10 protein-coding genes and 1 riboswitch are annotated in these 10409 nt (G+C 58.8%); of the genes, 1 reads left to right on the top strand and 9 read right to left on the bottom strand.

What is annotated here, in order from left to right; all coding sequences use genetic code 11:
* Nucleotides 1-3 precede the first annotated feature (3 nt).
* Nucleotides 4-1059 (bottom strand): cobalamin biosynthesis protein CobW, encoded by a 1056-nt coding sequence (gene cobW / locus AC2FIM_RS04990; RefSeq protein ID WP_271947949.1) that lies wholly within the window; start codon nucleotides 1057-1059, stop codon nucleotides 4-6.
* Between the two features lie 2 nt (nucleotides 1060-1061).
* Nucleotides 1062-1436: a DUF1636 family protein gene (locus AC2FIM_RS04985; protein WP_271947948.1), complete on the bottom strand. Its 375-nt coding sequence runs from the start codon at nucleotides 1434-1436 to the stop codon at nucleotides 1062-1064.
* 94 nt (nucleotides 1437-1530) lie between these two features.
* A riboswitch (cobalamin riboswitch) is annotated at nucleotides 1531-1737 on the bottom strand.
* A gap of 534 nt (nucleotides 1738-2271) precedes the next feature.
* Between AC2FIM_RS04985 and AC2FIM_RS04980 the strand changes: the two genes are divergently transcribed.
* Nucleotides 2272-3135, top strand: coding sequence for a hypothetical protein (locus AC2FIM_RS04980; protein ID WP_496677935.1), 864 nt, complete (start codon nucleotides 2272-2274; stop codon nucleotides 3133-3135).
* A 173-nt stretch (nucleotides 3136-3308) separates the two neighbouring features.
* Here the strand turns inward: AC2FIM_RS04980 and AC2FIM_RS04975 are convergent, their stop codons facing one another.
* From AC2FIM_RS04975 to AC2FIM_RS04945, 7 genes are all read right to left on the bottom strand, one after another.
* Nucleotides 3309-4673: an FGGY-family carbohydrate kinase gene (locus AC2FIM_RS04975; RefSeq protein ID WP_496677934.1), complete on the bottom strand. Its 1365-nt coding sequence runs from the start codon at nucleotides 4671-4673 to the stop codon at nucleotides 3309-3311.
* Nucleotides 4670-4984 (bottom strand): L-rhamnose mutarotase, encoded by a 315-nt coding sequence (gene rhaM / locus AC2FIM_RS04970; RefSeq protein ID WP_496731794.1) that lies wholly within the window; start codon nucleotides 4982-4984, stop codon nucleotides 4670-4672. Before rhaM ends, AC2FIM_RS04975 begins: the two co-directional genes overlap by 4 nt.
* Nucleotides 4984-5964, bottom strand: coding sequence for an ABC transporter permease (locus AC2FIM_RS04965; protein ID WP_496677931.1), 981 nt, complete (start codon nucleotides 5962-5964; stop codon nucleotides 4984-4986). The genes rhaM and AC2FIM_RS04965 overlap by 1 nt, the downstream gene beginning before the upstream one ends.
* Nucleotides 5961-6941, bottom strand: coding sequence for an ABC transporter permease (locus tag AC2FIM_RS04960; protein ID WP_496677930.1), 981 nt, complete (start codon nucleotides 6939-6941; stop codon nucleotides 5961-5963). Before AC2FIM_RS04960 ends, AC2FIM_RS04965 begins: the two co-directional genes overlap by 4 nt.
* Complete coding sequence (locus tag AC2FIM_RS04955; protein WP_496677929.1) at nucleotides 6938-8461, bottom strand: sugar ABC transporter ATP-binding protein; 1524 nt, start codon at nucleotides 8459-8461, stop codon at nucleotides 6938-6940. Before AC2FIM_RS04955 ends, AC2FIM_RS04960 begins: the two co-directional genes overlap by 4 nt.
* Before the next feature lie 70 nt (nucleotides 8462-8531).
* Entirely contained in the window at nucleotides 8532-9524 is a 993-nt protein-coding gene (gene rhaS / locus AC2FIM_RS04950; RefSeq protein ID WP_496677928.1) for a rhamnose ABC transporter substrate-binding protein, read from the bottom strand.
* Between the two features lie 39 nt (nucleotides 9525-9563).
* Nucleotides 9564-10370, bottom strand: a complete 807-nt coding sequence (locus tag AC2FIM_RS04945) for a DeoR/GlpR family DNA-binding transcription regulator (protein WP_496677927.1) — start codon at nucleotides 10368-10370, stop codon at nucleotides 9564-9566.
* Nucleotides 10371-10409: the final 39 nt, after the last annotated feature.

Below are 10409 nucleotides of genomic sequence, written 5' to 3'. Positions count from 1 at the left end.
GGCTTACTCGGCGGCCTCGGTTACACCCACGAGGATTTCGCGGATTTCAGCCTCTTTGATGTCGTCATGCTCGGCGATGACCACCAGACGCGAGCGACGCTCTTCACCTGGCTCCCACGGGCGGTCGTACTGATGACGCACACGGGCCCCGACTGCCTGCACCAAAAGGCGCATGGGTTTGCCGGTAACAGCGGCATAGCCTTTGACCCGCAGGATGTTCAGTTCATTCGCCAGACGTTCGATATTGGCGACCAGCTGGGCCGGATCGGTCTGTTCCGGCAGCTCGACAATGATGCTTTCGAAATCATCATGCTCGTGATCGTGGTGGCCATCGTGATGGCTGGGACGTGCCTCCATGTCATCTTCAGCAGCGGCCTCAAGCCCCAGCACAACACGTACATCCACAGCGCCTTCGGCCACTTCGACCACGGGCAGCGGGCGCGGAGCCTCTGCCGCGATGATTTCCTTGGCCTTGGCGACCCCCTCGGGGCCAGCAAGATCAGGCTTGGTCAGCAGAATGATGTCGGCGCAGGAGATCTGGTCCTCGAACACCTCGGATAGCGGCGTTTCGTGATCAATCGAGTCATCGGCCAGGCGCTGGGCATCCACCGCAGCGACATTCGGGGCAAAGCGACCGGCGGCCACAGCTTCGGCATCGGCCAGAGCAATTACGCCATCCACGGTGATTTTCGAGCGGATATCCGGCCAGTCGAACGCTTTCAGCAGCGGCTTGGGCAGGGCCAAGCCAGAGGTTTCGATCAGAATGTGATCGGGGCGCGGCTCTAGCGCCATCAGCGCCTCGATGGTCGGGATGAAATCATCTGCCACGGTGCAGCAGATGCATCCATTGGCCAATTCCATAATGTTTTCCGCCGGGCAATCGGGGATCGCGCAGGATTTGAGGATATCGCCATCGACGCCAACATCTCCAAACTCGTTGACCACAACGGCCAGGCGCTTGCCCTGCGGGTTCTGCATCAGATGACGCACCAGCGTGGTCTTTCCCGAGCCCAGAAAGCCGGTGATCACAGTGACGGGCAGTTTTTCGAGATTGCTCATATCTAAGCTCCAATCGGGGGAATGCGGGCCGCACAGTTTTTGCGGAAATGTTCAGGACGTTCGCGCCATTTAACGAGGCCATCTTGGGTCTCGAGATATTTGGTCGCACCTTCAACAATGGTCTCGACATGATCGGTTTCATCGAGATGCTCATAGACAAAGGTCCAACGTTCGGGTCCGCCACGCAGCACAATCGAGCAGCCCTGATCGCAATTTGAAAGGCATTCTACTGCCTTCAAAGTGACGCCATCAGGAAGTTCTGCCTGCTCCAACGCCTTGTGCAGCAACGCCCCAGGACGATCTGCATCATTCTCGACGGGCAGGCCGCGGCGGCAGGTCGTGCACACCAGCAGTTCAACAGGTGTGGTCTCGGTCATGTCTCTCATCCCCCCAAATCCTCTTCGCGGGGGACGGGGTTTCATGCGGGCCACGTATTGCGACATGGGCCCGACACCGGATCACCCCGTCCGGTTTCAACTTCGGATGTTGGCAGGTCTCCCGGCTTGCGGATGTCAGAGGCTGGCCTCTGGCAGATGTCCCGCCTTCCCGGCCTGTCTGGCCAGTGGCTTTGGGCACCCTCTCCGGTCACGGTCGCGGGGGCGGCTGCGTTTGACGGATGACCGCTGACGCATTCCCTTTTCATCTGCATGTGCAGACACCAACGGATGGGACATGCGGCACGGGCAGGGGGCTTGTCAAGCGCGGCAGACGCACGGAAATCATCGAGAATGGAAAAGCGACCTGCCAATGCCTGTCAGCGGCATGTTTGGTCAGCCACATGCAAAATGACGGCAGGCGAGTTTGGGCTTTGCGCCTCGAAGATATCCAGACGAAAGGATTCGCGGGCCAGTTACTTCAAAGGGCATATCGCGTGGATTCGATAGAGCGGTCAAATTTACCGGCCGAGCCAGTGAGTCCACCGCCTTCTGATCAATCCGGTGTCAAGCTTCACTCAGCAGAGCACTGCCGTAGCGAGACGGCATGTCGCAGGCTCGAAAAGCCGAATGCGAAGCAACTGTTTGAAAGTATTGGAGGCGAGTACCGGAATCGAACCGGTGTACACGGATTTGCAATCCAGAAAGAGCGTAAGCGAAAACAACGGCTTAAGGGTGCAAAGCACCCCCTGACAAAAAGTGAACAAAAAGCGAAAGTTCCAACGGATTTTCCGCGCCAGAATGCTCACAGTAACGCTTGCAACCTTGAGGCATTGCAATGAGTTGGGCGGTCGCAAATGAATGCGCCGAGCGCCGCTTTGGCAGCGCTGCACGCAAGCAGATCATCATGTTCCTGGCTGACAAGGCGAGTGATGACGGCTCAGGCATCTGGTGCTCCAAGGGGACGATCCAGCGCCACACAGAGCTCAGCGAAAGCACGGTCAAGCGCACAATCATCGACTTCCTGCGCGAAGGCATTTTGATCGAGACAGGGCGGCGGCACTGCAAGAATGGCTACACCGTCATTTACCGCATTGTTCTGGAGCGGGTGGCCGCGCTCGAACCCACGGCCGAGCCCGATATTGAGACGGGGGTCACTGTGAACCCCGCCCAGCCTGAACCCGGTACGGGGTCCACGGTGAACGGGGTACGGGGTTCACGGTGGACCCCAAACCATCCTAAAACCATCCATAAACCACCTACGCGCAAGCGCGAAGCGGCGGAGGAGGTTGAAGATCTTGAAGCTGAGAAGATCTTGGCGGCCTATCCCGAAGACAGGATCCGAGACCGGCGGACCACTCTGCGCCTGATCGCAGCGGCTTTGAGGGCAGGGGTAGAACCTGATGACCTGAAGCAAGCGATCAAAGCCTATGCCAAGGAAAGCGAAGGCTACACGCGGAGCAAGGTCTGTTTCTCGGACAATTGGTTCAAGATGCGCCGGTGGGAGAAGGGGCTTGCCCAGGTGCTGGCCGACCGCGAGAAGGCGCGAGAGGCCGAAGCCAAAGGCCGCGCGAGCCTCGCCGAGTGGATCTACGAGCGCCATCCCCTGTGCCGCCATATCACCAATCGGCAGATCGAGGACTTGATCGCGTCAAAGCTGGTGACGCCTGAGCAGGTGCGCGCTGCGGGGTTGCAAGCGTGAGAGTATTGGCGGAACTTGAGGTATGTATCTCTTTATCTCTGAAACCGCACGGTTTCTTGAGCCACGGGGCAGAGCAGGTTTGCTCCTTATGGTCTCTAGATCATATTTTCATTTTATGATCCGTGGATCATACAACGTCGGATCCGGAAGGTTCAGCATGTGACGGCCCTAGTCTATATTGCCAATTTCCAGTTTGATGCATAATCAAAAAGAGCGCCATCTTGCGGTTCATAGATCCGTGTTGCATCCGATCGCGGGGGCTGAGATCCTACGGGCAATGCAAGTAGGGCCGCACCTTCGCTGGTTCCAGTGGTCCCACCTGATGCCTCGACCGTACAGTTCGTCGCTGCGGCAAGCATTTTGCAGAAGCATGGGTTCCCTGCAAAGGGGCCTTCGATGATGACGGGCCCGTTGTGCCCAGTGAGTGCAAGGCATTCGGCTGTCATCAGGGCCAAATAGAACCCCGTTGCGATCGTGCGTTCGATGCTGCCCTTAGGCGGCTCGGAGCCAACCCACTCGGCACCGCGGTTCTGAAACGGTCCGCTCTCTGGAATGATTGAGGGCAAGAGCATTGGCCCGCGCTGCGCGACTTCGGTTATATGGTCGTCAGTGTATGCAGCCGCGTTACCCGCAATGATGGTATCATATTCCCGCCCGCCCATGAAGCGCGCGGACGGCACGGAGTCGCCCATGGCGTTAACGTTGATCAGTGTGTCGCGCATGGGGTCAAGGTGCGTTTGACCGCCCCCGATGCTCATGGCGATGACCCATGTGCCTGTCGAAACAACAGAAAACGGAGCGGTTTTATGCAAGATGTGGGGCAGCAGCGACGCATTAGAATCGTGGATGCCACAATAGACGGGTGTTGCCGGATCAAGGCCGGTTTGTGCGGCAATATCGGGCAAAATCGTCCCAAGGACGTCCGAACATTTGTGTGGCTCTCCGATCAGATCAGCCAGATCGAGGCGATCGACCAACTCGGAAAATGAGCCGGTGTGCGGGTTCCAGAGGTCCGTGTGGCAGCCCAGCGAGCTCACGTCGCAGCCATAGGCCCCCGTCAGCCGGTAGGCCCAGTATTGCGGATATGTGACGATGGCGACTGTTTGGCCCCGCAAGTCGGGGTCTTCGGTGAATTGCCAATGAAGCTGGGCACCGAGGTTGAGGCCCATGGGCAAGCGCGGTGCGCCTGTTTCTTCAAACGGCGGTCTGATGGCGTCATAGGCGGCGGCAGTGGCATCAGGCCCATTGTGTTCGTAGTCAAGGATAGGTGCTGCGAGATCACCATCGTGACCGATCAATGCAGCGCAGGCGCCGTGGGTCGTGATCGTGATCGCGTCGATAATGTGGCTTTGATGAAAACTGGCCATCGCATCCAGCAAGAAATTCCAGATGCCATCTACATCGAAATGGGGCCAGGGCGGCCCGGCCAGAACCGTGTTGGGGCGTTTGACGACCACCAACTCCTTAAGCGTAGACAAATCCACAAGTGCAAGCTTGGCGTTTGTCTTGCCGATGTCGATGACGGCCACATGGGTCATGGCATGTGAAACATGGGCGTCAGTGGCACGGCAACGGGTTCATTGTCTGGCTTAGTGTCCATGATGTCGGCCATATGGGCCCACCACTTTTGCATGATCTCTTGATCGGGCAGCGCGCCCATTGTGTGTTCGTCTTTGCGCCAAAGCACCCCGAACAGGATGTTGGTGTCCTCGTCCAGATGGATAGAATAATCCGAGACGCCAGCGTCTTTCAGTAGCGTCACAAGCTCGGGCCAAATCTCATCATGTCGTTTCTTGTATTCGTCCCGACACCGCGGCGCCAGATGCATTTTGAAGGCGTACTTTTCCATCAGCGGGTCCTCCACATCGTCCACAGGCGCGGCAGTGCGATAACGCCGATGAGCAATGCGCCAATGACGATGGACATTACGATGCCGGGTACGTTGAGCAACCCAAGGCCGAAGGTAACGAGGCCCATGACGAAAGCGGCGATGACGACGCCGGGGATCGACCCTGATCCGCCGAGGATGTTGACGCCTCCGAGGACGACCATCGTGACAATCTCTAACTCCCACCCCGTAGCGATGGACGGGCGGGTGGAGCCCAGGCGCGAGGTCAGGCAGATCGCCGCGATGCCGGACATCAAGCCTGTCAGCAGAAACAGGATGAACTTCACACGACCCACGCGGATGCCAGAAAACAGCGCGCCGGTGGGGTTGTTGCCGATCGCATAGACCGCACGGCCAAAGTTGGTCATGTGCAGGATCACGCCGTAGATCACGGCAATGATGGCGAACAGCACGAATTCAAACGAGATCACCCACCAGACGTAGCCCTGTCCGAAGAAGGCAAATTCAGGCGGGTAACCGCGATAGGCCTGATCCCCGAGGATGATGAAACTGATCCCGCGAAACAGGGACATGGTGCCGATTGTCACAACGATGGACGGCAGGCCCAGACCGGTGACAAGAATGCCGTTGAAAGCACCACACACCAGCCCTGTGGCCAGCCCGATCAGAACCAACCCTTCGGTGCCCACGCCCATTTGCGCGGTCGCCCCCATTGCGGTGGAGGCCAACGCGATGATCGACGCCACTGACAAATCGATCTCGCCCGAGATGATCAGCAGCGCCATGGCGAAGGCGATCATCGCCTTCTCGGTGAAGTTGAACGTCGCGTCGCTGAGGTTCCATGCGTTCAGGAAGTAGGGCGACGCGAAGGAATTGGCGACAAAGATGCCAATCGCCACCAGCATCAGAAGGCTTTCCCAGCTCTTGAGTTTGCGCTCCAGCGGGGATTGCAGGCGGTCGGGGATGCTGCGCGTATTCATGTTGCGTGCTCCGCTTTTTTAAGGATGATGCGGCCCCGCGTGCGGTTGGCTTGCGCATTTACGATCACGGCGATGATGATCGCGCCGCCGGAGATGGCCATTTGCGAGAAGGGCGAGATATTCACGACCGGCAGGGCGTTGGCGATGATGCCCAGAAACAGCGCGCCTAGCAGCGCCCCGAACACGGTGCCGATGCCACCCATGATCGACACACCGCCGATCACGCAGGCGGCCACAACGGTCAGTTCAAAGCCGCCTGCAACGTCGACATAGGCCACGGCAAAGCGAGACACCCAAAGGTAGCCCGTCAGCCCAGCGATGGCGCCCGAGATGGTGAAGGCCCAGAACTGCGTCTTGCCCACGTTGATGCCCGCATAGGACGCCGCATGGGGGTTGCCCCCCGCAGCGTAGAACGCGCGACCCAGCGATGTGCGGGTCATGACGATGGTGAACAGGATCACAGCAGCAATAGCGATCCAGCTGAGGATGGGTAGGCCCAGTAGGTCCGTGCGGGGGACGGATTTGAAGCTGTCCGACATCTCGTGGCTGTTCACCCATTTGCCTTCGGTCAGAAGGAAGATGACGCCGCGAAAGATCGTCATCGTGCCAAGTGTCACCACAATGGGCGGGATCGCCAGTTTCCAAACCAGAATGCCGTTGAACATTCCCAGCAGGGTTCCAAAGCCGATGGCGATGAGCACGATGAAGATCACCGGCAGGCCGGGGGCGGCGATGTTGATCAGGGATACGACCATACCTGTTAGTGCCAGATTGGCCGCGACGGACAGATCAATGCATTTTGTCAGGATCACGATCATCTGACCAATGGCCAAGAGGATCAGTGGTGAGGTGTCGTTGAACACTGCCAACAGGTTTGACGGGACCACGAAAGCGGGAAACCGCCATGCGATGATGGCCAGGAGGATCGCAATCGCGACCATCAATAGCGCTTCGCGAGATGCGAGGAGTTTGGTCATGCGGTGGCCTCCGTGATGCCTGCGGCGTGGCTGACCAGCACTTCGGGGCTGATGTCTTCGCGGCTCAATTCAGCTGCAATCCGGCCTTCGCGCATGATGATCACGCGGTCCGACATGCCGACGATTTCGGGAATTTCTGAGCTTACCATGATCACCGCCAGTCCTTGGGCCGCCAGTTCGGCCATGAATTCATGCACCGCCGCCTTTGATCCGATGTCGATGCCTTTGGTGGGCTCATCGAGGATGATCACCTTGGGTTCGGTCGCGAGCCATTTCGCGATGACGACCTTTTGCTGATTTCCACCAGACAGGCTCCCCACATGGGTGTCCAGCGATGCGGCGCGCAGATCCAAACGTTCAGTATATATCCGAGCCAATTTGAATTCTTCAGCCATTTTCAGAAAGCCCTTACGGGAGGTTTGCTTCAACGACGGCAGGGTCACGTTCTGGAAAATCGGCAGATCGACAATCGCGCCTTGTTTGCCGCGGTCCTCGGGCACGTAGACGATGCCATGGGACACCGCATCGGCGGGGGAGCGGATGGTCGCCTCGGCCTCGTCAACACGCACCGAACCGGCGGAGGGTCTCGTGGTGCCAAAGAGCGCCTGCATGAATTCCGACCGGCCCGCGCCCACGAGGCCGTAAAAGCCAAGGATTTCGCCTCGTCTGAGGGTGAAGCCGATGTCGGCAAATTCGGTCGGGTGGTCGTAGCCTTCGACGGTTAGGACCTCTTCGCCCAGATTACGGTCGCGTTCGGGGAAGATCTGGCTCACGTCGCGGCCGACCATCATCTTGACCAGCTCGGCCTCGGTGACGTCTGCAATGGCCCCGTCGCCAACCATCTGGCCGTCGCGGAAGACGGTGTAGTTGTCGGCGATGCGGAAAATCTCATCGAATTTGTGGCTGATGAACAGGATTGCTTTGCCCTGCGCCTTCAGACCATCGACCAGCTCATACAGCTCTTCGATCTCAGCGTGGCTGAGCGCGGCGGTGGGTTCGTCCATGATCACCACCCGCGCGTCCACGGACAAGGCGCGGGAAATGGCGACAAGGTGTTTGTTGGCAGTGCCCAAGTCTTTGAGGATTGCACCGGGGTCGATCTTTGCGCCAAGCCCGTCGAGGATTTCTTTCGCGCCCTGATGCATGGCGCGGATGTCGATCAGGCCGAAGCGCCCCTTTGGCGCATGTCCTAAAAAGATGTTTTCTGCAACGCTGAGTTCGTCAAACAACACGGTTTCCTGATGGATCGCGGTGACGCCTGCGTTTTCAGCGGATTGCGGTGTGGGGAATTGAACGGCTATGCCATCGACGCGGATCTCGCCGCCGTCGGGCTGGTAGATGCCGGTCAGTGTCTTCACGACCGTTGACTTGCCCGCGCCGTTTTCGCCCACAAGAGCGGTGACCTCGCCCGGATAAAGGTCAATGGACACCTCGGACAGTGCGCGCACCCCTGGGAAGGTCTTGGTCACTTTCTTAAGGGACAGAACGGGGGCGTCAGATGGGGACACGGTGGGCCTCATGTGCAAGTCAGGAATTCGAAGAAGGGGGAAGGATGGTCTGGCGCAGTAAACCGCGCCAGACCCGGTGACATCAGAAGATGTCTTTGAAGCCGTCGATGTTGGAGCTGTCATAGGTGAACGGATCGGCCATAGCGGCGCTGCCCGTTTCATCCAACGTGACAGAGCCCATCCGGCCCATCGGAATTTCACCGCTCGGGTCCGTTCCGGTGGCCAGCGAGTGCGCGATCATTGTCGCCGAGTAGCCCAGATCAATTGGGTTCCAAATGGCAAAACTCTCGGTCGCGCCGCTTTCCACGCAACCCGCCATCTCGGACGGAAGGCCAAGGCCCGTGACGTTGATCGCACCGATCTTGCCCGCGTCAGAAACCGCCTGACAGGCTGCAAGGATACCAACGGTCGTCGGCGCGATGATCGCCTGTAGATCAGGGTAGGTTTGCATCAGGCCCTGCGCTTCGCGGTAGGACTTGTCCGACAGGTCGTCGCCGTAAACCGTGGAGACCAGATCGATGCCCGGATAGTTCGGCAGCACTTCTTCGGCGGCCGCGATCCAGGCGTTCTGGTTGGTGGATGTGGTCGTGGCCGACAAGATCGCGACCTGGCCACCATCCGGCATGTGGTCGGCTGCCAGCTTGATGATTGTGTTGCCGATCAGCGGGGTAGAGGAGGGGTTCAGGTGCATCATGCGACCTTCCTCGGCCACGCCAGAATCCCAGCTGATGACGGTGATGCCACGGTCCATGGCGCGCTTAAGGGCCGGCACGACCGCGTCAGGGTCATTGGCAGAGATCGCAATCGCATCAACGCCTTGTGCGATCAGGCTGTTGATCACTTCGATCTGGCCTTCAGCGGTGGTGTCGGTGGGGCCTGTGTAGATGATCTCTACATTGCCAAGCTCGGCTGCGGCCTCTTCGGCGCCTTCTGCGGCGGCCTCAAAGAAGCCGATGCCAAGGGCTTTGACCACAAGTGCGATGCGCATGTCGTCCTGCGCCATGGCCGTTGTGCCCATCATGCCAGCAGCCATGCTGAGGCCTGCGACAAGTGAAGTGAAAGTACGACGTTTCATATTGGTTCCTCCCTGAAAGTACGTCTGGTCGTTGAGCGGTTAAGAGGCCGCTTCATCCTCGGCCTGTCCGGCACCGGTCTCGGCGACGATCAGGGTAATTTCTGCGGCGTCCAGCATTGCCGCTGCTTTGTCTGTGATCCGGTCATCGGTGATGACCGTGTCGATCCGTGACAGCGGGCACAACAAAAGGCTGGAGCGTTGTTCGAATTTGGAGCTGTCTACGAGAACCACTAGCTCGTCCGCCTGACCGATCAGCTTTTGTTCGGCCTGGATAAGGAGCGGGTCCGCCTCCATCAGCCCCAACGGCCCAATGCCTTGCGCGCCCATAAACATGCGTTTGGCGTAGAAGTTGCGAGTCACATCGTTGTCGAAGGGCGACAGGATGATGTTCTGTTCGCGGTAGATCGCACCGCCCGACAGCATGATCGTGTTCTTGGAATGCTTCAGCAGGTGTTCTGCGATGGGAAAGCTGTTGGTGAACACCTGACAGCGGCGTGACGCCAGCGGGTGCACCATCTGAAACGTCGTGGTGCCGCCGTTGATGATGATCGGGTCGCCATCTTCACAAAGATCGACCGCAGCGCGGGCAATCGCCCGCTTTTCGGGGCTGTGAAGCGTTTCGTTGACAGCGAACGGCCGTCCGGCAAGACCCACGAACTGCGGCGGCGTTATTGCCTCGGCGCCACCACGGATACGGCGTAGCTTCTTTTGCATGTGAAGGCTTGCGATGTCGCGGCGGATCGTGGCTTCTGACGCGCCGGTCAGCCCACATAGGTCACCGACGGTGACAACGGGTCTGTCCTGTACGGCAGATAGAATAACTCTGTGGCGTTCAGTTTCGTGCATTTCGTCCTCCCACCTTCATGGTTGTTCAGATTCGCATCA

The sequence above is a fragment of the Ruegeria sp. CDSC052 genome (genome assembly GCF_059610685.1).
The sequence above is the reverse complement of the archived record's forward strand: the minus strand, read 5'-3'. Positions and strand labels throughout refer to the sequence as shown.

Coding starts and splice junctions, on each gene's coding strand:
- cobW (WP_271947949.1), bottom strand. CDS start 1,059: ATGAGCAATCTCGAAAAACTGCCCGTCACTGTGATCACCGGCTTTCTG.
- AC2FIM_RS04985 (WP_271947948.1), bottom strand. CDS start 1,436: ATGACCGAGACCACACCTGTTGAACTGCTGGTGTGCACGACCTGCCGC.
- AC2FIM_RS04980 (WP_496677935.1), top strand. CDS start 2,272: ATGAGTTGGGCGGTCGCAAATGAATGCGCCGAGCGCCGCTTTGGCAGC.
- AC2FIM_RS04975 (WP_496677934.1), bottom strand. CDS start 4,673: ATGACCCATGTGGCCGTCATCGACATCGGCAAGACAAACGCCAAGCTT.
- rhaM (WP_496731794.1), bottom strand. CDS start 4,984: ATGGAAAAGTACGCCTTCAAAATGCATCTGGCGCCGCGGTGTCGGGAC.
- AC2FIM_RS04965 (WP_496677931.1), bottom strand. CDS start 5,964: ATGAATACGCGCAGCATCCCCGACCGCCTGCAATCCCCGCTGGAGCGC.
- AC2FIM_RS04960 (WP_496677930.1), bottom strand. CDS start 6,941: ATGACCAAACTCCTCGCATCTCGCGAAGCGCTATTGATGGTCGCGATT.
- AC2FIM_RS04955 (WP_496677929.1), bottom strand. CDS start 8,461: ATGAGGCCCACCGTGTCCCCATCTGACGCCCCCGTTCTGTCCCTTAAG.
- rhaS (WP_496677928.1), bottom strand. CDS start 9,524: ATGAAACGTCGTACTTTCACTTCACTTGTCGCAGGCCTCAGCATGGCT.
- AC2FIM_RS04945 (WP_496677927.1), bottom strand. CDS start 10,370: ATGCACGAAACTGAACGCCACAGAGTTATTCTATCTGCCGTACAGGAC.